This is a genomic window from Nocardioides sp. CCNWLW239 (assembly GCF_037137035.1).
Classification (GTDB): domain Bacteria; phylum Actinomycetota; class Actinomycetes; order Propionibacteriales; family Nocardioidaceae; genus Nocardioides.
In genome coordinates this window covers 255519-280544 of sequence record NZ_JBBBNW010000003.1, presented here as the reverse complement: position 1 = coordinate 280544, position 25026 = coordinate 255519, and the positions used below count along the sequence as shown (strand labels likewise).

General features: G+C 69.7%; 22 protein-coding genes. 8 read left to right on the top strand and 14 right to left on the bottom strand.

Annotated elements, in window-relative coordinates:
- Window positions 1-7: 7 nt before the first annotated feature.
- Complete coding sequence (locus tag WBG06_RS13145; RefSeq protein ID WP_336737237.1) at window positions 8-532, bottom strand: tripartite tricarboxylate transporter TctB family protein; 525 nt, start codon at window positions 530-532, stop codon at window positions 8-10.
- A complete protein-coding gene (locus WBG06_RS13140; RefSeq protein WP_336737236.1) occupies window positions 529-1578 on the bottom strand; it encodes a Bug family tripartite tricarboxylate transporter substrate binding protein in 1050 nt (349 codons plus the stop codon). Before WBG06_RS13140 ends, WBG06_RS13145 begins: the two co-directional genes overlap by 4 nt.
- Window positions 1579-1679: 101 nt before the next feature.
- On the opposite strand from WBG06_RS13140, the gene WBG06_RS13135 reads away from it, so the two are divergent.
- Together WBG06_RS13135 and WBG06_RS13130 are read left to right on the top strand one after the other, a co-directional pair.
- Entirely contained in the window at window positions 1680-3347 is a 1668-nt protein-coding gene (locus tag WBG06_RS13135) for a sensor histidine kinase (protein WP_336737235.1), read from the top strand.
- Window positions 3344-4060: a response regulator gene (locus WBG06_RS13130; protein ID WP_336737233.1), complete on the top strand. Its 717-nt coding sequence runs from the start codon at window positions 3344-3346 to the stop codon at window positions 4058-4060. Before WBG06_RS13135 ends, WBG06_RS13130 begins: the two co-directional genes overlap by 4 nt.
- 85 nt (window positions 4061-4145) lie before the next feature.
- Here WBG06_RS13130 and WBG06_RS13125 read toward each other — a convergent pair whose 3' ends face one another.
- Both WBG06_RS13125 and WBG06_RS13120 read right to left on the bottom strand, forming a co-directional pair.
- Window positions 4146-6071 carry a helix-turn-helix domain-containing protein gene (locus tag WBG06_RS13125; protein ID WP_336737232.1) on the bottom strand — a complete coding sequence of 642 codons (1926 nt, stop codon included), beginning with the start codon at window positions 6069-6071 and terminating at the stop codon, window positions 4146-4148.
- A 79-nt stretch (window positions 6072-6150) separates the two neighbouring features.
- Window positions 6151-8820, bottom strand: a complete 2670-nt coding sequence (locus tag WBG06_RS13120) for an FtsK/SpoIIIE family DNA translocase (protein WP_336737231.1) — start codon at window positions 8818-8820, stop codon at window positions 6151-6153.
- Between the two features lie 76 nt (window positions 8821-8896).
- Here WBG06_RS13120 and WBG06_RS13115 point away from each other — a divergent pair, with 76 nt between their 5' ends.
- On the top strand, window positions 8897-9559 hold the full coding sequence (locus WBG06_RS13115; protein WP_336737230.1) for a lysoplasmalogenase: 663 nt from the start codon (window positions 8897-8899) through the stop codon (window positions 9557-9559).
- 42 nt (window positions 9560-9601) lie between these two features.
- Here the strand turns inward: WBG06_RS13115 and WBG06_RS13110 are convergent, their stop codons facing one another.
- From WBG06_RS13110 to gcvT, 9 genes are all read right to left on the bottom strand, one after another.
- On the bottom strand, window positions 9602-11287 hold the full coding sequence (locus WBG06_RS13110) for a ribonuclease J (protein WP_336737228.1): 1686 nt from the start codon (window positions 11285-11287) through the stop codon (window positions 9602-9604).
- Window positions 11288-11298: 11 nt separating this feature from the next.
- Window positions 11299-12186 (bottom strand): 4-hydroxy-tetrahydrodipicolinate synthase, encoded by an 888-nt coding sequence (gene dapA / locus WBG06_RS13105; RefSeq protein ID WP_336737227.1) that lies wholly within the window; start codon window positions 12184-12186, stop codon window positions 11299-11301.
- Window positions 12187-12202: 16 nt separating this feature from the next.
- The gene (locus WBG06_RS13100; RefSeq protein WP_336737226.1) at window positions 12203-13141 is read right to left on the bottom strand and encodes an LLM class F420-dependent oxidoreductase; all 939 of its coding nucleotides are present in this window, start codon (window positions 13139-13141) and stop codon (window positions 12203-12205) included.
- Between the two features lie 27 nt (window positions 13142-13168).
- A complete protein-coding gene (locus WBG06_RS13095) occupies window positions 13169-13870 on the bottom strand; it encodes a hypothetical protein (protein ID WP_336737225.1) in 702 nt (233 codons plus the stop codon).
- A 288-nt stretch (window positions 13871-14158) separates the two neighbouring features.
- The gene (locus WBG06_RS13090; RefSeq protein WP_336738055.1) at window positions 14159-14647 is read right to left on the bottom strand and encodes a dihydrofolate reductase; all 489 of its coding nucleotides are present in this window, start codon (window positions 14645-14647) and stop codon (window positions 14159-14161) included.
- A 34-nt stretch (window positions 14648-14681) separates the two neighbouring features.
- Window positions 14682-15476, bottom strand: a complete 795-nt coding sequence (locus WBG06_RS13085; protein ID WP_336737223.1) for a thymidylate synthase — start codon at window positions 15474-15476, stop codon at window positions 14682-14684.
- A 14-nt stretch (window positions 15477-15490) separates the two neighbouring features.
- The gene (locus tag WBG06_RS13080) at window positions 15491-16336 is read right to left on the bottom strand and encodes a PhzF family phenazine biosynthesis protein (protein WP_336737222.1); all 846 of its coding nucleotides are present in this window, start codon (window positions 16334-16336) and stop codon (window positions 15491-15493) included.
- 26 nt (window positions 16337-16362) lie between these two features.
- Window positions 16363-16620 carry a hypothetical protein gene (locus WBG06_RS13075; RefSeq protein WP_442945458.1) on the bottom strand — a complete coding sequence of 86 codons (258 nt, stop codon included), beginning with the start codon at window positions 16618-16620 and terminating at the stop codon, window positions 16363-16365.
- 79 nt (window positions 16621-16699) lie between these two features.
- Window positions 16700-17845: a glycine cleavage system aminomethyltransferase GcvT gene (gene gcvT, locus WBG06_RS13070; RefSeq protein ID WP_336737220.1), complete on the bottom strand. Its 1146-nt coding sequence runs from the start codon at window positions 17843-17845 to the stop codon at window positions 16700-16702.
- A 78-nt stretch (window positions 17846-17923) separates the two neighbouring features.
- Here gcvT and WBG06_RS13065 point away from each other — a divergent pair, with 78 nt between their 5' ends.
- The 5 genes from WBG06_RS13065 (at window position 17924) to WBG06_RS13045 (ending at window position 24105) form a co-directional block, all read left to right on the top strand.
- Window positions 17924-19462 carry a leucyl aminopeptidase gene (locus WBG06_RS13065; protein ID WP_336737219.1) on the top strand — a complete coding sequence of 513 codons (1539 nt, stop codon included), beginning with the start codon at window positions 17924-17926 and terminating at the stop codon, window positions 19460-19462.
- A gap of 215 nt (window positions 19463-19677) precedes the next feature.
- Window positions 19678-21441: a 2-oxoglutarate dehydrogenase, E2 component, dihydrolipoamide succinyltransferase gene (gene sucB / locus WBG06_RS13060; RefSeq protein WP_336737218.1), complete on the top strand. Its 1764-nt coding sequence runs from the start codon at window positions 19678-19680 to the stop codon at window positions 21439-21441.
- A 125-nt stretch (window positions 21442-21566) separates the two neighbouring features.
- The gene (gene lipB / locus WBG06_RS13055) at window positions 21567-22400 is read left to right on the top strand and encodes a lipoyl(octanoyl) transferase LipB (RefSeq protein WP_336737217.1); all 834 of its coding nucleotides are present in this window, start codon (window positions 21567-21569) and stop codon (window positions 22398-22400) included.
- Complete coding sequence (gene lipA / locus WBG06_RS13050) at window positions 22397-23359, top strand: lipoyl synthase (protein ID WP_336737215.1); 963 nt, start codon at window positions 22397-22399, stop codon at window positions 23357-23359. The genes lipB and lipA overlap by 4 nt, the downstream gene beginning before the upstream one ends.
- Before the next feature lie 35 nt (window positions 23360-23394).
- On the top strand, window positions 23395-24105 hold the full coding sequence (locus WBG06_RS13045; RefSeq protein WP_336737214.1) for a DUF4191 family protein: 711 nt from the start codon (window positions 23395-23397) through the stop codon (window positions 24103-24105).
- 76 nt (window positions 24106-24181) lie between these two features.
- Here WBG06_RS13045 and WBG06_RS13040 read toward each other — a convergent pair whose 3' ends face one another.
- Entirely contained in the window at window positions 24182-24964 is a 783-nt protein-coding gene (locus WBG06_RS13040) for a DUF6612 family protein (protein ID WP_336737213.1), read from the bottom strand.
- Between the last annotated feature and the right edge of the window lie 62 nt (window positions 24965-25026).

The following is a 25026-nucleotide window of genomic DNA, read 5'->3' as shown; positions in this document are numbered from 1 at the left end:
TCAGTCCTCACAGGATCCCGTCGAGCACGCCAGGGGTGAGCGGGATGCCCAGACCGACGTGGAAGGCGTACCAGCTGGCGACGGCGAGGACGAGCCCGACGAGCACGTCGCGCACCAGCGTGCGGCTGCCGAGGGACCAGGCGGCGCCGACGAACAGCAACGCACCCGAGATCGCCCAGCCGAGCAGGTTCACGGTCGCGACCGTGAGCAGCAGGACGGCGACGAGCTTGGTGACGGTCAGCCAGTCGGCCGACTGGCTCAGGTCGACGTCTTCGCCCTCCTCGGGCTCCGGCTGGGAGCCGCGGGCCGTGGCGACGGCGAGGAGCACGCCGACGACGACGAGACCGGAGCCGATGACGTAGGGGAAGACGCGGGGGCCGACCGGGTCGGCGAAGCCGACCTCGAGCCCCGCGGCGTCGACGATCGTGTAGATCCCGACGACGACCAGGAACGCAGCCAGGCCGAACTGGCCGACATCGATCCGGCGGCGGGTGCCCGCGTGCTCGGCGGGTGCGGTTTCGTGGACGCTCACAGCAGATCCAGCTCCTTCAGGGTCGAGGCGACGCGCTGGTCCTGCTCGACCAGCAGGTCGTCGAAGTCGTCGCCGGTGACGAAGGCGTCGGTCCAGCCGTTGTCCTTCAGCGCCTGCTGCCACTGCTCCGAGTCGTGCATCCGGGTCAGCAGGTCGATCAGCTCCTGGCGACGCTTCTCGCTGATCCCCGGAGGAGCGAGCACGCCGCGCCAGTTGAGGAAGACCAGGTCGAGACCGCTCTCGGTGAGGGTGGGCGCGTCCGCGAAGACACCGGTGGCGCGCTCGTCACCGGAGGTGGCCAGGACTCGAAGCTCGCCGGCCTCCACCTGCCCCTCGAACTCGGCGAGACCGGAGAAGCCGACCTCGATCTTGTGACCGAGCAGCGCGCTGGTCAGCGGGCCACCGCCGTCGTACGGGACGTACTTGACGTCCTTGGGGTCGATGCCGGCCGCCTCGGCGAGCTGCATCGGGAAGAGGTGGTCCGGGCCGCCGGGCGAGGAGCCGCCGCCCACGACGATGGACTCGGGATCCGCGGCCCAGGCCTTCACCAGGTCGTCGATGGTCTTGAACGGCGAGTCGGCGGGGACCAGCACGCCCTCCTGCTCCTCGATGAGCTGTGCGATCGGGGTGGCGTCCTGGGGGCGGGCGTCCACACCGAAGGAGTACGTCGAGCCGACCACACCCAGACCGATCGTCATGAGCAGGTTGCCGTTGCCCTCCTCGCTCATCAGCCGGGACATCGCGACGGAGCCGCCGGCGCCCAGGATGTTGGTCACCTGGATGTCACCGCCGGTCAGGTTGTCACGGTCGAGCACGCCGACGGCCGCACGACCGGTCTGGTCGTAGCCGCCTCCGGGGCTGTTCGGGATCCACATGTCGAGGTCTCGCGACTCCTCGCCGCGGGTCACGCCGCAGGCCGAGGCAGCGGCCAGCAGACAGGTCGCGAGCACGATGGCGAGGGCACGGGTGCGGCGTATGCTCGCTGCCCGGACCCGCTGCGTGGGCAGCGAGGATCGGGGCGGGGACGGCGATGTCGGCGTCGACAACGGCTGGCCTCCAGACTCAGGGGGATGAAACGGTCAGTGGCGATGGTCACAGCCCGCGGTGACTGCCGTCACCGTTGGGCAACCAAAGGAGGTTGTGGAACTTGTGGTCACAGGGCTCGCGAGGCCACCTGACGCTGGCCGGTCAGGTGCTGCTGCTGCAGCTCTCGGTGCTGCTGCTCGTCGTCGTGGCGACCAGCATCGTGTCGCTGCGGCAGAGCGACGCCGACTTCCGTGACTCCCGTGAGGACCGGCTGCGCGCGGCCGCGGAGAGCCTGGCCGGGATCGCGGCCGTCCAGGACGGGCTGACCGGCACACCCGACCGGCAGGCGCTGGCCTTCTACCTGCAGACTCGGGCCGCTGACGCGGGCGCGGACACCGCCTATCTCACCGACCTCGACGGCGAGGTGCTCGTCGCCACCGACCCCACCCGGATCGGCGAGACTCTCGACCTCGGCCGGCGCGAGACGAGCCGGGCCTGGTCCGGCGACATCGACGACGCCGGGCGGCGCGCGATCGCGGCGCAGGTGCCGGTCTACGGCGGCGGTACGACCGGCGTGGACGCGGAGGCACCTCGGCCGGTCGGTGTGGTCGTGGTGACCGAGGACTACCCCCCGTTGACGGAGCGGATCGCCCGGACCTGGGCCGACGCGGTGACCGTGCTGCTCATCGGTCTGGCACTCGGGGTGCTGGGCTCCTGGCTGCTGGCGCGACTGATCAAGCGACGTACGCGGGGTCTGGAGCCTCGCGACATCGCCGCTCTCGCCGACCATCGCGAGGGTCTGCTCCGCTCGATCCGCGAGGGGGTGCTGGCCGTCGGCGCCGACGGCCGGGTCAGCCTGATGAGCGACAGCGCCCTGGAGCTGCTCGGCCTGACCTCCGACCCCACCGGGCGACGACTCGACACCCTCGGCCTGCCCGCCGACACTCTCGCCCTGCTCAGCGGGACCGAGGAGGTGCACGACGCCCCGCTGGTCACCGGCGAGCGTGTGCTCGTGCTCAACCGCAACCGCGTCCACCACGACGGCCGTCCCGCCGGCACCGTCACCACGCTGCGCGACCGCACCGAGCTGGTGGCGCTGCAGAGCGAGCTCAACGCCCGCGAGAGCGTCACCGAGACGCTGCGGGCGCAGACCCACGAGTTCAGCAACCAGCTGCACACCATCACCGGGCTGCTCGAGCTGGAGGAGTACGCCGAGGTGGGCCGTTTCGTCACCGGGCTGACCGCACGCCGGGCAGCGCTGAGCGACCGCATCACCTCGAGGATCAACGACCCCGCGGTGGCCGCCCTGCTCATCGCCAAGGCCAGCCTGGCCGCCGAGCGTCGGGTCAGCATCGACCTGGAGGCTTCGAGCGAGCTGCCCCGTCTCACCCCCGACGGGTCGGCCGACGTCGTGACCGTCCTGGGCAACCTGGTCGACAACGCCGTCGACGCCGCTGCGCTGGTCGCACCGCTCGACGGTCGGGTCGGCGTCCGCCTCACGGCTGAGGGCGAGACCGTCACCGTACGCGTCTCCGACACCGGTGGCGGTGTGCCCGCCGAGCGGCTCCCGGAGATCTTCCGGCGCGGGTTCAGCACGAAACCGCGCGACGCCAGCGGCCGCGGCGTGGGTCTCGCGCTGGTGCAGCTGGTGTGCCGTGCACGCGGCGGCGAGGTCGAGGTGGAGAATAGCGGGTCGGCGGAGCGCCCGGGAGCGGTCTTCATCGCAACCCTCCCCGGCGCCGCCCCGCTCGCACCACCCACCGCCACGACCCCCGAGGAGGCCCGATGACGTCCGCCGAGCTGACCGTGCTCGTGGTCGAGGACGACTTCATGGTGGCCTCGATCCACACCCGTTTCGTCGAGCGCGTCGAGGGGTTCCGGGTCGTCGGCGTCGCCGCCACCGGCACTCAGGCGCTCGACGAGGTGGCCCGGCTCTCCCCCGACGTGCTCCTGCTCGACGTCCACCTGCCCGACTTCAGCGGCATCGAGCTGCTGCGCCGGCTACGCGGTCGCGGCGACGAGGCCGACGTCATCGTCATCACCGCCGCCCGCGAGGCCGACACGGTGCGGGCCGCCGCAGCCGGCGGAGCCGCGCACTACGTCGTCAAGCCGTTCCCCTTCGAGGACCTGGCGGCCCGGCTCGACGACGTACGCCGCTCCCGCGAGGCGCTCGCCAGGATCGAGCAGCAGGCGGAGGAGGCCGAAGGCGCCGAGCACCGCGACCAGGTGCAGGCCGGGATCGACGAGGTCTTCAGCCATCAGGGCTCCCGGGAGGCGCGGGAACGCCTGCCGAAGGGGCTCAGCGCCGAGACCGCTCGCGCCGTGCTGGCCGCGCTGCAGTCGGCCGGCGAGCTCAGCGCCACCGAGTGCGCCGACGCGATCGGGGTCTCCCGGGTCAGCGCCCGACGCTATCTCGAGCACTTCGCGACCACGGGCCGGATCGGCGTACGTCTGAACTACGGCACCGCCGGCCGCCCCGAGCGCCGCTACCGGACACCCTGACCAAGAACCTCGCCGAGTCGGCTCATCTTGACCAGAAACGAGGTCGAGTCGGCCCGTCAAGACGGGCCGACTCGGCGATGGTGGGTCAGCCTGCGGTGTAGGTGCGCTGGGCCGCTTCGCCGGTCTTGCCGAGCGCGTTGGCCTTGCCCTCGCCGACGGCGACCTTGAGCGACCCGTCGGAGGTCTGGACACGCAACGGCGGGGTGACCTGGAGCTGCTTGGACTCGCCGAAGGCGAGGTCACCGCTGAAGACCACCTTGCCGCGGGAGTCGCGCACGACCACATGGGCCTCGCCACCGGCGGCGGAGATGGTCACCGCTACCGGCGCGGACTTGCCGTAGGGGTTGTCGGTGCCGGCCGAGCCGTCGAGCTGGATCGCTCCGGCCTCGGGCTCACGCTGGGTGCCGTCGATGACCAGGCGGGCGACCGACCAGACCAGGATGACCGCCATCACGGCGGCGACCAGGACCGACCAGGACGGACCGCCCCGCATCCGCCGGACAGGCCGGACCGCGGCGCTGTGGGCGAGCTCGGCCTCGAACACGGCGCGCGGGCTGACCGGGCCGGAGGCGTACTTCTCGTCATAGGTGCGCAGCAGCGGCGCCACCTCGATGCCGAGCACGCGCGCCAACGTGCGCAGGTGGCCGCGGGCGTAGAAGTCGCCGCCGCAGGGGCCGAAGTCGTCGACCTCGATCGCCTCGATGACGTGCGGGCGGATCCGCGTCCACTCGGCCAGGCCATCGATGTCGAGCGCGAGCCGTCGGCGGGCTGCAGAGATCTCGGCACCGATCTGCGGAGCATCGTGGGAGACCAGCTTGGTGGGCTGGTCGTCGGCGTCGTCGGTCGAGACCGCGTCGACCGGCTCGTCGGGGTCGGTGAGCGTCACGCCCTCGACCTCGTCCTCCTCCGGTGCCTCGACAGCATCGGCCGCCGTGCCGAACGGCGCCGGGTTCAGCAGCACCGAGTCGCCGCCGTGGACGGCGACCGTCTCCTGTGGCTCCGGGGGTACGTAGCGTACGTCGACCCGGACGGCGGTCGAGGGCTCACGCAGCGGCGCGACGGGCTCCGCCTTCGCCTTCGGCGCGGGCTCCGTCGTCGGGGTCGTCTCGTCCTGCTCCGCGCTTCGCGCGGTCACGCCCTCGCTTGACGTCGCTCCGGTCGTCTCAGTGTCCCGGTCCACTTGGTCCTGCCCCGCCTCGTCCTCCACGTCCGCGGCATTGATATCAGGCTCGTCCAAGACCCGGAGCATCCGGGGGTTGGTGTCTCCACCCTGACCGGAGAGGGGCGGTCGGATCGCGGTGTCACCGTCGTCGGAGGGGCCACCGCCGACGATCTCATCGGTGCTCTCGTCAGTGGTCTCGGCGGTCGTCTCGTCGGCTTCCGGCTCCGGCTCCTCCGCCGCGAGGGCGGGGTCGATCTCGACGACCTCGACGCCGTCGGCAGCCACGACCGCGATGGCCTCGGTGAGGTCGTCACCGGCGCCCAGGACACGGGTGGAGAGGCCGAGCGGCAGCGAGAACGGCAAGCCGTAGAGGCGCTCGGTCAGCATCGCCTGGCGGCGAGCCGTCGGCGAAAGCTCCGCGAGCACCTCGTCCTCGTCGTGCAGCAGCACGCCGATGCGGCCGTCCTTCCAGAACCGCTCGATCCCGTCCGGACGCGGGGTGTGCTCGACGGACTCGATCTTCGACCACGGGATGCCCTGCCAGGTCTGACCGAAGCGGAGACGTACGCCCTGCTCGTCCACCAGCAGCAGCGGCATCCGGGAGTCCCAGGCCGTCCAGCCCTGCACCGCCGCCACGGCGAGCAGGATCAGGCCGACCAGGTAGCCCTCGATGCCGCCGCGCAGCACGAAGGCCACGCCGACGAGCAGCGACGCGAGCGCCACGACCAGCGCGAGCCGGCCGTTGCGGCGTACCTCGACGACGTCGACGTCAGGAACCTCGCCAGTCACGACGGGCTCGTCTTGGTCTGCAGGGTCGACGGTCTCGACCGCCGGTGAATTCTCGCTCACATCGTCACCCCCGTAGCGCAAGCGCCAACATACGAGGGTGACGCTGTGTTGATTCGATGGTTCACTCGCTGACGCTCGCTCACATCTCCCCCTGGATCGTTGCGATGACGCCATCGATCTCGTCCGGCTTGACGAGTACGTCGCGCGCCTTGGAGCCCTCGGAGGGACCGACCACGCCGCGCGACTCGAGGATGTCCATGAGGCGGCCGGCCTTGGCGAACCCGACACGCAGCTTGCGCTGCAGCATCGAGGTCGAGCCGAACTGGGTCGAGACGATCAGCTCGATCGCCTGGATGACCAGGTCCATGTCGTCGCCGATGTCGTCGTCCAGCACCCGCTTGGACTCCGCCGGGGCGGTCACGTCCTCGCGGTAGGACGGCTCGAGCTGCTGCTTGACGGCCTTGACGACGTGCGCGATCTCGCTCTCGGTCACCCACGAGCCCTGCACACGGACCGGCTTGGAGGCACCCATCGGCAGGAACAGCCCGTCACCCTGGCCGACCAGCTTCTCCGCGCCCGGCTGGTCGAGGATGACGCGCGAGTCGGCCAGCGACGAGGTCGCGAAGGCGAGGCGCGAGGGCACGTTGGCCTTGATCAGACCGGTGACGACGTCGACCGAGGGCCGCTGCGTCGCCAGCACCAGGTGGATGCCGGCGGCACGGGCGAGCTGGGTGATGCGTACGACCGCATCCTCGACATCACGAGGCGCGACCATCATCAGGTCGGCGAGCTCGTCGACGATGACCAGCAGGTAGGGGTAGGGCGAAAGGACCCGCTCGGAGTCCGGCGGGAGCTGGACCTTCCCGGCGCGTACGGCCTTGTTGAAGTCGTCGACGTGGCGGAAGCCGAAGTTGGCCAGGTCGTCGTAGCGCATGTCCATCTCGCGTACGACCCAGGCCAGCGCCTCGGCGGCCTTCTTCGGGTTGGTGATGATCGGCGTGATCAGATGGGGCACGCCCTCGTAGGCGTTGAGCTCGACCCGCTTGGGGTCGACCATGATCATCCGCACCTCGTCGGGCGTGGCCCGCATCAGGATCGAGGTGATCAGCGAGTTGATGAAGGACGACTTACCCGAACCGGTCGCACCCGCGACCAGCAGGTGCGGCATCTTCGCCATGTTGCCGACCACGAAGCCACCCTCGACGTCCTTGCCGATCCCGGTGATCATCGGGTGGTGGTCGCCGCGTGCGGCGTTGGAGCGGAGCACGTCGCCGAGGGTGACGGTCTCCTTGTCGGAGTTGGGGATCTCCACACCGACGGCGGACTTGCCCGGGATCGGCGAGAGGATGCGTACGTCGGCGGAGGCCACCGCATAGGCGATGTTCTTCTGGATCCCGGTGATCTTCTCGACCTTCACCCCGGCACCGAGCTCGACGATGTAGCGCGTGACCGTCGGACCGCGGGTGTAGCCGGTGACGGCGGCGTCGATGTTGAACTCCTCGAGCACCGCCTGGAGCCGGTTGACGATCTCGTCGGAGGCCTTCGACCGTGCCTTGTGCGGCGAGCCCGGCTTGAGCAGGTCGCTGGCCGGGAGCGTGTAGGTCACGTCGCCGGCGAGCATCAGCTGCTCGACCCGCGGGGGGAGCTCGGCGTGGGGCGGCGGCTCGAGGTCGCGCTTCTTGCCCGGCCGCGGAGCGTCGGAGACGGCCGGCAGCAGACCCGCGGCATCGCTCGGGGCGACCTCGTCGGGCTGGGTGTCGGCGTCGGAGTCATCGTCGAGGGCGAGCGCGATGTCGAGCCCGTCCTTCTTTCGCTTCTTCTTCGGCTTCTCGTCCTCGAGGAGTGGCGTCTCGTACGGCTCGAAGCCCTCGGGATCGAAGGTGTCGTCATCGGCGAAGAGCTTGCCGCCACGGCGCACCCGCCGGATGTTGGTGCCGCTCTCGCTCATCTCCTCGGGCGGTGTCAGACCCAGCGCACGGTTGCGCAGGTCCACCAGCCTGCTCGGCACCTGGTAGAGCGGCGTCCCGGTGATGACCAGGATGCCGAAGACCACGAGCAGCGAGAGGAGCACGACGACCACAGCCGTCGAACGCAGGACGTCGAGGAGCAGGCTGGCCACGACATAGCCGATCGCACCCCCGGCCCACTGCAGATCGCTGCTGTCGCCCGAGGTGGGCTGCGGGTTGCCGTTGGCGATCTGGATGATGCCGAGGGTGGCCATCAGGAACGCGGACCAGCCGATCACGAGCCGGCCCACCGGGGCGGCGTCGACCGGGTCACGCATCAGCCGGACGCCGGCGACGACGAGACCGACCGGCACCAGCCAGCCGACCTTGCCGACGACACCGGCCACGGCGATGCGTACGACGTCGAAGAACTGCCCGCCGAGCTGGAACCAGACGCCCGCGGCAACGACCACGGAGAGGCCGATCAGGAACAGGCCGGCCCCGTCACGCCGGTGCTCCGGCTCGAGGTCGCTGGCGGCCTGGCCGCCGACCCGGAAGAGGGCTGCCACTCCCCCGGCGATCGCCAGCCACAGGCTCGCGATGGTCGAGAAGACGGCGTCGAAGAGGACCGCGATCGGGCTGGGCCCGTTGCGCACGGCACGCGGTGGCGTCCGGTTGGTCGGCCTCTTGGTGGCCGGCTTTGCGGCGGGACGGCGCTTGCTCTGGCCTTTGTTCGGCGCTGCCTTTGAGCGGGCCCGGCTCGTGGCCGTTGCTCGCTTTGTCGTGGTCGTACTCCGGGGACGGGTGCTCTTGGTGGTGGTCGAGCTCCGCGAACCCGGCGGGGAAGACGTACGGGTCGCCATACAAGCAGGGTATTTGACCAGGGGGTCTGGCTCCGGGACCCCGTGGGGGTGTGTTGCAGCGGTGTAGTTTGCCGCCATGCAGAGCATCGCCGTCCTGGTCGCCCTTCTGACCGCAGCCGACGCCGTGACGGATTGGACCTGTGTCTGGTCCGGCCGACGGCGGCTGCACTACGCCACCAAACCTCTGGTGATGGTGGGTCTGATGGGGCTGACGGTGCTGTTGGGGCTGGTCAGCGGCGGGCAGGCTGCAGCGTGGTGGCTGCTCGTCGCGCTCTTCTTCGGGATGCTCGGCGACATCTCGATGATCGGGTCCTCGACCCGGCGCTTCCTCGGCGGCGTGGCGCTGTTCTTCGTCGGCCATCTCGCATACGCGGTGACCTTCCTCACGCTCGGGCTGGACGCTCCGCTGTGGTCCTGGGCAGGCCTCGCGGCCGCGGTCGCGCTCGCGATCCCGATGGGCCGGGTGCTCCGAGGCGCCCGCCGGATGGGCGGCACCCCGATGGTCGCGGCCCTCGCCGCATACTCTGTGGTGATCGCCGCCATGCTCGTGCTCGGCTGGCTCACCGGGAGCATCTGGATCGCCGCCGGTGCGACGATCTTCGTCGTCAGCGACACCCTGATCGGGCTCAACCTCGCCGAGCACGGCAACCAGCCGCCGCGCCTGACCAACGTGCAGATCATGGTGACCTACCACGTCGGCCAGGCGCTGATCACGGCTGGTGTGCTGCTGGCGCTGTGAATGCCGACCGAGTTACCTCGGTGAGCATCCGGGCCTCGCTCGTTAGGCCTCGATGACGACGGGGACGATCATCGGGCGGCGACGGTGGGTGCTGGAGACCCAGCGCCCGAACGTACGCCGGATGGCCTGCTGCAGCTGATAGGTGTCGGTCGCGCCCTCGGCGATGGCGCGGTTGACCGCCTTGATGATCGGCTGCTTGATCGGCTCGAAGGCGTTGTCCGGCCAGACGTGGCCGCGGGCGTGGATCTCCGGGCCGCTGGCGACGGTGCCGTTGACCGAGTCGACGACCACGATGATCGAGACGAAGCCCTCCTCGGACAGGATGCGGCGGTCCTTGAGCTCGGACTCGGTGATGTCGCCGACGGTGGTGCCGTCGACGAAGACATAGCCGCACTCGACCTTGCCGGCGATCTCGGCCTTGCCGTCGATGAGGTCGACGACGACGCCGTCCTCGGCGTAGACGACGCTCTCGACACCGGTCTGGCGAGCCAAGTCACCGTTGGCGAGCAGGTGGCGGACCTCGCCGTGGACGGGCATCACGTTGCGCGGGCGGACGATGTTGTAGCAGTAGAGCAGCTCGCCGGCGCTGGCGTGACCGGAGACGTGCACCAGGGCGTTGCCCTTGTGGACCACGTTGGCGCCGAGGCGGGCCAGACCGTTGATCACCCGGTAGACCGAGTTCTCGTTGCCCGGGATCAGGCTGCTCGCGAGCAGGACGGTGTCGCCCGGCTCGATGTGCACGAAGTTGTGGGTGCCGTTGGCGATCCGGGAGAGCGCCGACATCGGCTCGCCCTGCGAGCCGGTCGAGACCATCACGACCTTCTCCGGGGGCAGCTCGGCGAGCTCCTTGGCGTCGACGATGACGTCCTCGGGCACGTGCAGGTAGCCGAGGTCGGAGGCGATCTGCATGTTGCGAACCATCGACCGACCGACGTACGCCACCTTGCGGCCGTGTGCGACGGCGCTGTCCAGCACCTGCTGGACGCGGTGCACGTGAGAGGCGAAGCAGGCCACGATGATGCGCTGGTCCGACTCCCGGAAGACCTGCTCGATCGCCGGGGCGATCTTCTTCTCGGCGGTCGTGAAGCCGGGGACCTCGGCGTTGGTCGAGTCGGTGAGGAACAGGTCCACACCCTCCTCGCCGAGCCGGGCGAAGGCGCGCAGGTCGGTGATCCGGCCGTCCAGCGGCAGCTGGTCCATCTTGAAGTCGCCGGTGTGCAGCACCAGCCCGGCGCCGGTGCGGATCGCGACCGCGAGCGCGTCCGGGATCGAGTGGTTGACCGCGACGAACTCGAGCTCGAAGGGCCCGAAGGAGATCGTGTCGCCCTCGCGTACCTTGTGCTGGACGGTCTCGCGCAGCCGGTGCTCGCGCAGCTTGGAGCCGAGCAGCGCCAGGGTCAGCTCGGAGCCGACCAGCGGGATGTCCTGGCGCTCGCGGAGCAGATAGGGCGTCGCGCCGATGTGATCCTCGTGACCGTGGGTCAGGACAAGCGCCTCGATGTCGCCGAGCCGGTTCCGGATGGGGCCGAAGTCAGGAAGGATCAGGTCGACACCGGGCTGCTGCTCCTCGGGGAAGAGCACGCCGCAGTCGACGATCAGCAGCCGACCGTCGTATTCGAAGACGGTCATGTTGCGGCCGACCTCGCCGAGGCCGCCGAGAGGGGTGACCCGCAGGCCGCCCTGGGGGAGCTTGCCGGGTTCGGTCAGCTCCGGGTGTGGGTGAGACAAAGGCGTTCCTTCTAGAGAAGGCCAGAGGCCTCCAGCCCGGCTCGCAGCGCCTCGACCTCGTCGTCGTCGAGCGCCACCAAGGGACCTCGCACATGACGGTTGTCGATCACGCCGGTCAGCTCGAGAGCGGCCTTGGCAGTGGTGGCTCCGTAGTTCGGGACGCCCATGATGGCGTCGATCGCGGGGAGCATCCGCGCATAAGTCTTGCGGGCGGTCTCGATGTCGCTCGCCGCAAAAGCGTCGATCATCGTCCGCGTCTGGTCGCCGAGCACGTGGGCGGCGACGCTGATCACGCCGACGGCGCCGTGCGCCAGCCAGGCGAGGGTGAGCGCGTCGTCACCGGAGTAGATCGAGTAGCCCATGTCGAGCAGCCTGGTGCCGCGCGGGAAGTCGCCCGCGGCCTCCTTGACCGCGACGACCGTGTCCCAGCTGATCGCCTCGCGGTAGGTGTCGAGGGTGATCGGGGACCCGGTGCGGCCAGGGACGTCGTAGAGGATGACGGGGGTGTCGGTGGCGGAGACGACCGTGCGGAAGTGCTCGCGGATGCCGCGCTCGCCGGGCTTGTTGTAGTAGGGGGTCACCAGCAGCAGGCCGTCGGCGCCGACCTTCGCGGCCTGCTTGGCGAGCTCGACCGTGGTGCGGGTGTCGTTGGTGCCGATGCCCGCCACGACCTTCGCACGGTCGCCGACGGCGTCCTTGACCGCGGCCAGGATCTCGCCGTCCTCGGCAGGAGTGGTGGTCGGCGACTCACCGGTGGTGCCGGACACGACGATGCCGTCGTGTCCGTGCTCGACCAGGTGCTCGGCCACTTTCTGGGTCTGCTCCAGGTCGACCGATCCGTCCTCATCGAAGATGGTGACGAGTGCGGAGAGCACGGTGCCGAACGGAGCATCAGTCATGGCATACAGACTATCGTCAGACGCGCGGCATGACCTCGTCGGCCACGATGGCGAGATGCTCGAGATCGCTCAGGTCGAGCGTCTGGAGGTAGATCCGGCTGGCACCGGCGTCCTCGAAACGCTTGATCTTGGCGACCACCTCGTCCGGGGTCCCGGCCAGACCGTTCTCGCGCAGCTCGGCGGGCTCACGGCCGATCGCCCGTGCCCGACGGGCGATCTCGTCCTCGTCGCGACCGACGCAGAGCACCTGGGCGGCCGAGTAGATGATCGAGTCGTCACGGCCGGCCGCCTCCACGAAGCGCCCGACGTTCTCGAAGAGCGCCTGGGAGTCCTCGACGGAGACGAAGGCGGCGTTGAACTCGTCGGCGTAAGCGGCGGCCAGCGTCGGCGTGCGCTTCTTCCCGCCGCCGCCCACGATCACCGGGATCGACCCGGCGTGGCCGCGGGTCTGGATCGGCTTGGGCAGGCCCGGGCTCTCCTTGATCGTGTAGTGCGTGCCCTCGAAGCTGAACGTCTCACCAGGCTCGGTCGCCCACAGCCCGGTGATGATCTCGAGCTGCTCCTCGAGCTTGTCGAACCGCTCCCCCAGGCTCGGGAACGGGATCCCGTAGGCCTCGTGCTCCTCCTCGAACCAGCCGGCACCCAGCCCGAGCTCGACGCGGCCGTCGGACATGTCGTCGACGTTGGCGGCCTGGATCGCCAGGACACCCGGAAGCCGGAAGGTCGCGGAGGTCACCAGGGTGCCGAGCCGGATCGTGCTCGTGTCGCGGGCCAGGCCGGCGAGCGTCGTCCAGGCGTCGCTCGGGCCGGGGAGCCCGTCGACCGAGCCCATCTTCAGGTAGTGGTCGGAGCGGAAGAACGCCCCGAACCCGAGCTCCTCGGCCTTCTGTGCGACGGCGAGGATATCGGCGTAGGACGCCCCCTGCTGGGGCTCGGTGAAGATGCGCAGCTCCATGCGGTTTACCTTAGAGGGGCACGACACCTACTCGCGCGTCAGGGCGCGAAGCCGCGCCACAGACCGCCTCGCACGGCGTTCGCAGTCCGCCGCGAGCTGGGCCTGGTAGTGGGCGCTCACCGGGTCGGCGCGCGGCGGCGTGGTCACGGGCGCTCCCCAGATGGTCCAGGTCGGCCCGTTCTCGATCGGAAGCCAGGTGCCGGCGAAGTCGGCCGACCAGTCACCCGGCGGCTCCAGCCGCAGGTCTGTCCGGTCGAGCCCGACCAGGTCGGCGGCGAAGACCACCCAAGCGCCGAGCGTCGCCACCAGCGGCATCGGCTTGCGGGCTCCGATCTGGAACGCGGTCAGCAGCGGCAGATGCCAGGCGCGCGCCATCACCGCCGCCTGCTCGTCCCATGTCACCTCGAGGTCGAGGGGCCGCTGCCGCCCGACGCGCACAATGAACGGCCGCCAGCGGTCGAGCGCATCGTCGCTGCACCGTGGTCGCCCGAGCAGCTCCTCGAACCGCTCGTTCTCATAGAAGAATGCCGACCCGGCCCGGTGGCGCGGTCCGGCCAATCCCGCACGCAGCACTCGCTTCGCCTGGGCTTCGCCCAGCAGGTGAACGTCGGCGAGCCGGAGCACGGCTTCCGTCGTACTGATCCACATGAAGTCGAACGTACGCGCGACCACCGACATCGAGCTGGAGGCTGCCTGGGTTCCGTCGAGGTCGAGCGCGATCAAGGCCACGATCTGAACCGTAGAGCCGAGACACTTTCATGATCGTCGGCTGGACCTCGCGACAACCGCATCCCTCCCCGCTACAACAGAGGATCCGAGCTTGTGAATCAAACACAAGCTCGGATCCTCTGTCATAGCGACCGTCGTGCACCCTCGACCCACGACAGCCGACGACCGCGGCCTGGGGCCATGTCCAGCTGCTTCACTCAGCCCGAGCTCATGGCGACTACCTCATCGTCGGTCCTGTCGGACGAAACCGTAGCGACCTCCAAGCGCACGGGATCTCGACCACCGATCTCACCCAGCGAGTGCTCGACCGGCAGGAAGCTGGTCGACGCGACTGAGGAACACCCGGTCGTACGCCTCGTGCGGCTCCCGCGCGGTCTCGACCCACTCCGACTCGTCGAAGGGTGGGTAGAGGACGTCGCCCTCAGGGGTCAGGTGGACGCGGGTGATGACCTGCTCGGTGGCGTATGGCAGGGCCGCGGCGTAGATCTGCGCTCCCCCGGCGATCACCGTGTCGCCTTGCTCGGCCGCGGCCAGGGAAAGAGCGGACTCGATGTCGTGGGCGACCAGCACCCCCTCGTACGCCCAGATCTTGTCACGAGTGACGACCACCGTCGTACGGCCCGGGAGGGGGCGGCCGATGGACTCGAAGGTGGTGCGGCCCATGACGAGCGTGTGGCCCATCGTGATCGCCTTGAACTCGGCCTGCTCGCCGGGGATCTTCCAGGGGATGTCCGGGCCGTTGCCGATGACGCCGTTGTCGGCCACCGCAGCGACCATGACCACGCGCGCGGGTCCGGACCCCGAACCAGCCTCAGACGGCAATGGGAGCCTTGATGACCGGGTGCGGGTCGTAACCCTCCACCGTGATGTCCTCGAGCTCGAAGGCGTCGATGTCCTTGATGTCCGGGTTCAGCCGCAGCGTCGGCAACGGCCTCGGCTCGCGGGTGAGCTGGAGACGGGCCTGCTCGAGGTGGTTGCTGTAGAGGTGGGCGTCGCCGAGGGTGTGGACGAACTCGCCCGGCTCGAGGCCGGTCACGTGGGCGACCATGTGGGTGAGCAGGGCATAGGAGGCGATGTTGAACGGCACCCCGAGGAACACGTCCGCGGAGCGCTGGTAGAGCTGCAGGCTCAGCTTTCCGTCGGCGACGTAGAACTGGCACAGCGTGTGGCACGGCGGCAGCGCCATGTCGTCGATGTCGGCCGGGTTCCAGGCGCTGATGACGTGGCGACGGCTGTCGGGGTCGGTGCGGATCTGGTCGATGATCTTGGCGATCTGGTCGACGTGACGCCCGTCCGGGGTCGGCCACGAACGCCACTGGTAGCCGTAGACCGGACCCAGGTCGCCGTTCTCGTCGGCCCACTCGTCCCAGATGGAGATGCCGCGCTCCTGGAGCCAGCGCACGTTGGTGTCGCCGCGCAGGAACCACAGCAGCTCACCGAAGACCGACCGGGTGTGGACCTTCTTCGTGGTCAGCAGCGGGAAGCCGTCGGCCAGGTCGTAGCGGGTCTGGTGACCGAAGACGCTGATCGTGCCCGTCCCGGTGCGGTCGGACTTCTCCACGCCCTCGTCGAGGATGCGGGTCAACAGATCGAGGTAGGACTGCACAGCCCCAGCCTAGGTCAGAGGTCGACGGTACCTCGGATGGTGGTCAGTGTGTCTCCGCCCACCCACACCACCCGTCCATCGGTGGTCGAGCCTGTCGAGACCACGTGCACTCGGCCGCGTCGTCTCACCACGGTGCCCTGCGAGGCGACGTACGTCTCGGGGAGCTGCTCTCCCGCCAGCCACTGTCCCAGCGCGGCGTTGAGCGAACCGGTGACCGGGTCCTCGAAGGCGACGCCGTCGGCCGGGTAGAACGCCCGGACCTCGACCGCACACTCGCTGCCCTCGGGATAGCGTCCGACCAGCCCGACCTTGTGGTTCCCCAGCGCGGCGTGGTCGGGCGTCACCGCCAGGACGGACTCCGCGTCGGCGAGCATCACACCGACCCAGCCCGGGCCGTTGTCGCACCACTGCGCGCCCAGGATGTCGTCCCGCGCGATCTGCAGCCCTGCCGCGATGGATCCCAGGGTCTCCTCGTCGACCTCGCCGCCACGGATCAGGTCCGGCGCCGCGAAGGCGATCCGGTCGTCCCGGCGCAGCTCGACCAGCCCCACGCCACACTCCTGCACCAGGCCGGCGCCCTTGGGTGTGCCGCCCGCCTCCAGCCACGCGTGCGCGGACCCGAGGGTCGGGTGCCCCGCGAACGGCAGCTCACCGCTGACCGTGAAGATCCGCAGCCGGTAGTCGGCCGCCGGGTCGGTGGGCGCGAGCAGGAACGTGGTCTCGGAAAGGTTGGTCCACCGCGCGAACGCGGCCATCTGCTCGTCGCTGAGACCGTCGGCCCCGTGCACGACGGCGACCGGGTTGCCCAGCAGCGGCTCGCTGGTGAAGACGTCGACCTGGCGGAACTCGTAGCTGCTCACGCGCCCCAACCTAGAGGATCGCTATCTCAGGCGGACAGCTTCATCGGGCCGTAGACCTGGCGATCGTGCTCGAAGAGCACCACCGCGGCCACACCGGCGTCCAGGAGCTCCTGCCAGACCTCGCCCACCCACGACTCGGCGTCGCTCTGGTTGGCGAAACGCTGGCCGGCGAGCTCCCCGTCGACCGACACCTCGGCGCCCGCGGCGTCCACGAGCTGCCACCACCACGGCCGCTCGGCGGGGGTCGGCTGCTTGAACACAGACGGCACGTCAGGGATGCTCACGCCGCCACCTCCCTAGCGCACGCGCCAGAATACGGACGCGGCGGCATGAAGGACTTAATGGTCGCTCGCTGGCGCTCGCTCATGAGCCCTCCCGCACGTGGGAGGGGACGAAGGGCGGCTTGGTGAGCTGGAAGATCTCACGGCGGCCGCGGACGTCGATGCCGATCTCGGCCTCGGGGTCGACGGTGGTCGAGACCAGCACCAGGCCCACGCCCTTCTTCAGCGTGGGCGAGAAGGTGCCGGAGGTGACCTCACCGACGGGCACGTCGGCGGTCAGCGACGCGGTCATGTGCGGCCGCGGGATGCCGCGGCCGACGGCGACGATGCCGCGCAGCGCGCGCTTCGGGCCGGCCTCCTTCTCGGCGACGAGCTTGTCGCGGCCCCAGAAGGTCTCCTTCTTCCAGCCGACGGCCCAGCCGAGCCCGGCCTCGTTGGGAGTCACATCGAGGCTGATGTCCTGGCCGTGGAGCGGGTAACCCATCTCCGTACGCAGGGTGTCGCGGGCGCCCAGGCCGCACGGCACCGCGCCGAGCTCCTCACCACGCGAGAGCAACGCGTCCCAGAGGGCGCCGGCAGCCTCGTTGGCGACGATCAGCTCGTAACCACGCTCGCCGGAGTAGCCCGAGCGGCACACGACGACGCCGATCTCGTCTCCGAGCACGTCGGGGGCGGCAGCCTCCACGAAGGACATGTATTCGTGGCCGGCCGGCAGCCCGACCGCCTCGAGCAGCTCGTCGGACTTCGGTCCCTGGACGGCGAGCACCGCGTAGTCGCGGTGGTGGTCGGCGAGGTTGATCCCCTCGGGCGCGGCGGCCTGGAGCCGGCGTACGACCTCCGAGGTGTTGGCGGCGTTGGGGACGATCAGGACGTGCTCGTCGTCGCGGTAGTAGGCGATCAGGTCATCGACGATGCCGCCGGTCTCCGCGTCGCAGCAGAGCGTGTATTGCGCCTTGCCCGGCTTGATCCGGTTGAGGTCGTTGGTGAACGACGCGTTGACGAAGTCGGCCGCACCCGGCCCGCTGATCATGACCTTGCCCAGGTGGCTGACATCGAAGACGCCGACTGCCTCACGAACCGCGGTGTGCTCCTTGACGACGCCGGCGTACTCCAGCGGCATCGACCAGCCGCCGAACTCAGCGAACTTCGCGCCCAGCGCAGCGTGGTTTTCGTGCAGAGGGGACTGGAGCAGCTCCGACCCGCCCCCCGTGGAGGTCTCTTCAGCCATACTGCGAACTTATCGCACCAGGTCGACACAGCCCGGTCCGCGTCCCTCCCCGGGCGTGCCACACCTAGACTGCCAGGCGTGACCCTGCCTGACATCACCTACACGCTGCGTACCGCCTCTCCCGCCAAGACCCGGGCCGAGGCGGTGGTCGTGGGAATCGGCCAGGGCGCGGAGGATGGAGCCAAAGATGTGGTCTGTGTTACGGGTGCGGAGGACGTCAAGACCGCCTACGGTCGCCGGTGGCGCGGGATGCTCGCCACCCTCGGTGTCAGCGGCAAGGGCGGCGAGGTCACCCGCCTGCCGGCGGGCGACGAGATCGGCGCCCAGCTGCTGGTGCTGATCGGTCTCGGCAAGCCGAACCAGGACGGGACCTACTCGACGGATGCCGTACGCCGCGCCGCCGGCGCCGCCGCCCGGGCGGTGCCGAACGCGACCTCCGTCGCCGTGGCCCTCCCGGCCGACACCCCCGAGCTGGTCCGAGCCGTCACCGAGGGCTACCTCCTCGGCGGCTACACGTTCACCTCCTACAAGTCGGCCGCAGCCACGTCCGGAAAAAACAGCACGGGGCCGAGCGACGTCGCGTTCCTGAGCTCGATCGCACGGCGCAGCGATGCGATCACCGCCTTCGAGGAGGCGCAGATCGTCGCGCAGGCGATCGCAGGCACCCGCGAATGGGTCAACGTGCCGCCCGCGGACATGACGCCCCCGGCCTTCGCCGACGCCGTCGTTCATGTCGCCGGCCTGGTCGAGGGCGTGGAGACGACCGTCTACGACGAGAAGCAGCTCGCCGACCTCGGCTGCGGCGGCATCCTCGCCGTCGGGATGGGATCGGCCGCGATGCCGCGACTGGTCGAGCTGACCTACTCCCCCGACGACGCACGTGGCCACATCGCGCTCGTCGGCAAGGGCATCACCTTCGACTCCGGCGGCCTCACGATCAAGCCGGGCAGCTCGATGTCCACGATGAAGTCGGACATGGCCGGTGCCGCTGCCGTGGCCCAGGCGACCTTCGCGATCGCCCGGCTCGGGCTGCCGGTGAAGATCTCCGCATACCTCCCGATGGCGGAGAACATGGTCTCCGGCTCGGCCTTCCGGCCCGGCGACGTCATCACTCATTACGGCGGGACCACCGTGGAGGTCTCCAACATGGACGCCGAGGGTCGGATGATCCTCGCCGACGCGCTGGTGCGGGCGACCGAGGTCTCGCCGGACGCGATCATCGACGTCGCCACGCTGACCGGTCACATGGTGATGGCGCTGGGCGACCGGGTCAGCGGCGTGCTCGGCTCCGAGGAGGTCGTCGAGCGCATCCTCGCCGCCGCCGACGTCGCCGGCGAGCAGATGTGGCCGATGCCCATCCCGGAATGGATGGACGAGCGGATCCGTTCCTCCAAGGTGGCCGACCTCAACCAGCACGACTGGATCCGCTGGGGCGGCGGGCTGTACGCAGCGGCGTTCCTGCGCGAGTTCACCGGCGGTCTGCCGTGGGCCCATCTCGACATCGCCGGGCCGTCCTTCAACAGCGGTGGCGCGTCGGGCCATCTCACCCCCGGAGGCACGGGTGTGGCGGTGGCAACACTGGTCGACTACGTACGCGAGATGGCTACCGATCAGTAATGGTCCGGTTGACACAGCGCTGTGAGGGTAGTGACAAGATGGGGCCGTGATCGACGCCCTTGGCCGCCCTTCTGGCGGCACCATGAGTGCGTCGGGCAGGTGTCGGCCCAGACCGATGCGTCCTTCTCCTCGCCGAGCCGTCGAGCTCGGTCGTGGCGGCGCGCGTGTCCGGACATACAAGTAGAGCAACGAACAGACGTAGAACGAAGGAACCCATGGCCACCGAAGTAACTCTCCCGGCACTCGGCGAGTCCGTCACCGAGGGCACCGTCACCCGCTGGCTCAAGCAGGTCGGCGACACCGTTGCGGTCGACGAGGCCCTGCTGGAGGTCTCCACCGACAAGGTCGACACCGAGATCCCCTCGCCCGTCGCCGGCACCCTGCTCGAGATCAAGGCTGCCGAGGACGACACCGTCGAGGTCGGTGGCCTGCTCGCCGTCATCGGCGCGGCCGACGAGGCCGGTGCTGACGAGGCTCCCGCGGAGCCTGCCGCGCCTGCCGAGGAGCCCGCTGAGGCGTCCGCCCCGGCCGCCGAGCCCGAGGCTCCGGCTGCTCCGGCCGAGCCCGAGACTCCTGCCGAGCCCGAGACTCCCGCGGCCCCTGCGCCCGCCGCAGGCGGCAACGCCACCGAGGTCACCCTCCCCGCACTGGGCGAGTCGGTCACCGAGGGCACCGTCACCCGCTGGCTCAAGCAGGTCGGCGACACCGTCGCGGTCGACGACGCGCTGCTGGAGGTCTCCACCGACAAGGTCGACACCGAGATCCCCTCGCCCGTCGCCGGCACCCTGCTCGAGGTCAAGGTCGCCGAGGACGAGACCGTCGAGGTCGGCGCCGTGCTCGCTCTGGTCGGTGAGGCCGGCGCTGCTCCCGCTGCGGCACCCGCCCCCGCCACCCCGGCTCCCGAGCCGACTCCCGAGCCGGCTCCTGAGCCCGCCCCGGCACCTGCTCCCGCCGCGTCCGAGCCTGCTCCGGCCGCCCCGGCTCCCGCCGCTGCAGCTCCCGCTGCCCCGGCCCACGCCGCTCCGGCCACCGAGAGCTCCCCGGCGATCCAGCCGGGCGGCTACGTGACCCCGCTCGTGCGCAAGCTCGCTGCTCAGCACAACGTCGACCTCGACACCGTCCAGGGTTCCGGCGTCGGTGGCCGCATCCGCAAGGAGGACATCCTCCAGGCGGCCGCTGCCAAGTCGGCTCCCGCCGCCCCGGCAGCCGCTGCTCCGGCTGCTCCGGCCGCATCGTCGGCCTCGGCTGCTCCCGCCGCCCCGTCGCCGCTGCGTGGCACCACCGAGAAGATCTCGCGCCTGCGCAAGGTGATCGCCGAGCGGATGACCGAGTCGCTGCACACCGCGGCCCAGCTGACCCAGGTCATGGAGGTCGATGTCACCAACATCGCCCGCCTCCGCGAGGCCAACAAGGCCGGGTTCCTGCAGCGCGAGGGCGTCAAGCTGACCTACCTGCCGTTCTTCGCCAAGGCCGCGATCGACGCGCTCAAGGTGCACCCGAAGCTCAACGCCGGGATCGACGTCGAGGCCGGCACGGTCACCTACTACGACCGCGAGAACATCGCCTTTGCCGTCGACACCGACCGCGGTCTGCTGACCCCGGTCGTCAAGGACGCCGGCGACCTGTCGATCGCGGGCATCGCGAAGAAGATCGCCGACGTGGCCGACCGCACCCGCAACAACAAGATCACCCCGGACGAGCTCTCCGGCGGCACCTTCACGATCACCAACCTGGGTTCGTTCGGTGCGCTCTTCGACACCCCGATCATCAACCAGCCGCAGGTCGCCATCCTCGGCCCGGGTGCTGTCGTCAAGCGTCCGGTCGTCATCGACGACCCGGACCTCGGCGAGACGATCGCGGTGCGCTACATGGTCAACGTCGCGCTGACCTACGACCACCGCCTGGTCGACGGCGCCGACGCCGGTCGCTTCCTCCAGGACGTCAAGAAGCGCCTCGAGGCCGGTCAGTTCGAGATCTGATCCTCTCCGATACGGACATGCCCCGGGCCTGCAGCCCGGGGCATGTCCCGTTTTCGGCCGGCCTGAGAAATGGGTAGAGGCCGGTCGGCCGGGTGTCCCACACCCTCCAGGCGTACGATCGGGGCGTGACTGAGCTGCGCTTCGAAGAGGTCGGGACGATCGACTACCTGGACGCTTGGGAACTGCAGAAGCAGGTCCACCAGCGGGTCGTCGACCGCGAGCAGCCCGACACCGTGCTGCTGCTGGAGCACCCGCCGACCTACACCGCAGGGAAGCGTACGAAGCCGGAGGACCGCCCCGCGGATCCCGGCGGCGCGCCGGTGATCGACGTCGACCGCGGTGGCGAGGTGACCTTCCACGGACCCGGCCAGATCGTCGCCTACCCGATCGTGCGACTGCCGGAGAAGGTCAAGGTCGTCGACTTCGTACGCCGCCTGGAGCAGGCGATGATCCTCACCTGCGCCGAGTTCGGCGTCACCGTCTACCGGGTCCCGGGCCGCAGCGGCGTGTGGCTGCCCGAGGGCGAGACCCCGGACGGCGTACGCCGCCTGGAGCGCAAGGTCGGAGCGATCGGGCTGCGGGTCAGCCAGCACGTGACGATGCACGGGATCGCGCTCAACTGCGACGTCGACCTGGGGTGGTACGAGCGGTTCGTGCCGTGCGGGATCTCCGACGCCGGGGTCACCACCCTCTCGCTGGAGGCCGGGCGGCAGATCGACAACGCCGAGGCGATGCCGGTGCTCCACGAGAAGCTCGCCGAGATGCTCTCCTGGCGCGACTACGAGCCCGGCCCGAGCCTGGAGCCCAAGCCCGACCCAGCGCGGGCTGATCGCACAGGGGCACCGCGGGTTCCGCTGCTCTCCCCCCAGCTTCGGCTGAGCCGGCCGGGACGGTGTGACCGACCAGTAGCCGCCTGGCTTCGAGGTTCCATCACCCCGCGGCGTACCCTTGTCGGGTGACTCAAGCTCCTGCCCCAGAAGGTCGCAAGCTCCTCCGTCTCGAGGTCCGCAACGCGCAGACTCCGATCGAACGCAAACCGGAGTGGATCAAGACCAAAGCGAAGATGGGGCCGGAATACAAGGAGCTCACCTCGCTGGTGAAGTCCGAGGGTCTGCACACGGTGTGCCAGGAAGCCGGCTGCCCCAACATCTTCGAGTGCTGGGAGGACCGCGAGGCCACCTTCCTCATCGGGGGCGACCAGTGCACCCGACGCTGTGACTTCTGCCAGATCGACACCGGCAAGCCGACCGACCTCGACCGCGACGAGCCGCGCCGCGTGGCCGAGTCCGTGCAGACGATGGGCCTGAAGTACGCCACGATCACCGGCGTCGCCCGCGACGACCTCGCCGACGGCGGCGCCTGGCTCTACGCCGAGACGGTCAAGCAGATCCACGAGCTCAACCCGGAGACCGGCGTCGAGAACCTGATCCCCGACTTCAACGGCATCCCGGAGCTCCTCCAAGAGGTCTTCGAGTCCCGTCCCGAGGTGCTCGCGCACAACGTCGAGACCGTCCCGCGGATCTTCAAGCGCATCCGGCCGGCGTTCCGCTACGAGCGCAGCCTCGACGTGATCACCCAGGCCCGCGACTTCGGCCTGGTCACCAAGTCCAACCTGATCCTGGGCATGGGCGAGACCCGCGAAGAGGTCTCCGAGGCGCTGCGCGACCTGCACGCCGCGGGCTGCGAGCTGATCACGATCACGCAATACCTGCGCCCGAGCGTGCGTCACCACCCGGTCGAGCGCTGGGTCAAGCCCGAGGAGTTCATCGAGCTCCAGGCCGAGGCCGAGGAGATCGGCTTCTCCGGCGTCATGTCCGGTCCGCTCGTTCGTTCGTCCTACCGCGCCGGTCGGCTGTACCGTCAGGCAATCGAGGCACGCACCGCCTCGGTGGTCGAGCCTGTCGAGACCACAGCCTGAGGCAGCGTACGAAATCTGAAGACTGAAAGAGGAAGATGTCCCAGACCGACCCGAGCACCATGAGTCGCCGCCAGCAGATGGTGGAGACCTACAAGCTCACCAAGCAGTCAGACCCCAAGATCGGCCTCATCCTCGGCTCGATCTTCGTGGTCGTCGCCGCGGTCGCCGGCGTGATCTTCTGGCTCCTGCCCGGTGAGGGCATCTTCTCCTGGATCTTCACGATCGTCGGTGCCCTCCTGGCCGGCCTGCTCGCCGCCCTGGTGGTCTTCTCGCGGCGCGCCCAGAAGGTGATGTACTCGCGGCTCGAGGGCCAGGTCGGCGGCGGGTACGCAGCGCTGACCATGCTCCGTCGCGGCTGGACGGTCACCCAGGCCGTCGGTGTCGAGCCGCGCAGCCAGACCCTGGTCCACCGCGTGGTCGGCCCTCCGGGAGTCGTCCTCGTCGGCGAGGGCAACAGCCCGAGCAAGGTCCGCTCGCTGCTGGCCAGCACCAAGCGCAACCACGCCCGGGTCCTCGGCGAGGTGCCGATCACGACCGTGATCGCCGGCAACGGCGAGGACGAGGTGCCGCTGCCGCAGCTGACCAAGCACATCACCAAGATCGGTCGCAAGGTCGCCGGCCCGGAGATCACCGACATCATCAACCGCCTCAAGGCCGTCGACGCCACCCGTGGCACCATGCCGATCCCGAAGGGCCCGGTCCCGACCTCGATGAAGGGCATGCGCGGCAACCTCCGCGGCCGCTGATCCCGCTCGATCACCGACCACAGGCAAGGGCCGGTCCCCGTCTCGGGGACCGGCCCTGCTGCGTACCGAACGGGTGTCAGCCGGTCATGCTCGGCATGTCGGTGACCTGGTCGGCGGGCGGCGCCTCGATGGTCACCTTCTCGCCGAGCTTGGACAGCGCCATCTCGACGGTGCCCATGTCCCCCATGGCGACCTCGGCCTTGCGGAGCAGGCCGTCGCCGTCGACCCAGATGTCCTGGTCGATCGTCTTGGGCATACCGCTGGTGCTCTCCGCACCGAGGCTCTTCGCGAGGCCAGCAGAGTCGACGGTGAAGCTGTAGTGCTCCGTGTCGGTGCCGTCGACCTTCTCCTCGCCCTCGAACTTGGCGGACTTGATCGACTCCTCCATCCCGTCGAAGAACGCGAGCGGGTTGCTCATCGACTCCAGGCTGGTGCCACCCATCTGGGCGAGCTGGTCGGCGCTCGCGGTCATCCACGAGTCGCCCATCATGCCCTTGATGTAGATCTTGTCGTCGATGAGGATCGTCTCGAGGTCCATGTTCATCGAGCCGCCGCTCATCTTCATCGTGGAGTGGTGGGCGGGCGGCTCCATCTGGATGTCGCCCTCACCGCTCATCGAGACCGTCTGGCCCGAGGCCTTCGCGTCCATCTTGGTGGTGAAGTGGGCGGTGTCGATGTCGGTGGCCTTCTTCATGACCTCGGTCATCTCCTCGGCCGAGACCGTCTCACCCTCGCTGGCGCCACCTGCGCCACCACCACCGCCACAGGCCACCAGGCCCGAGAGCGATACGGCCAGCACGCCCGCCGTAGCGGCGCGGCGCCAGAGGCCACGTGGCCCGACAGTACGGTTGCGCGTCATTGAGCTTCCCCTTCGTGTGTGCCGCTACCTGCGGCGGACCACTCCAACCTACCCGTGGGGTG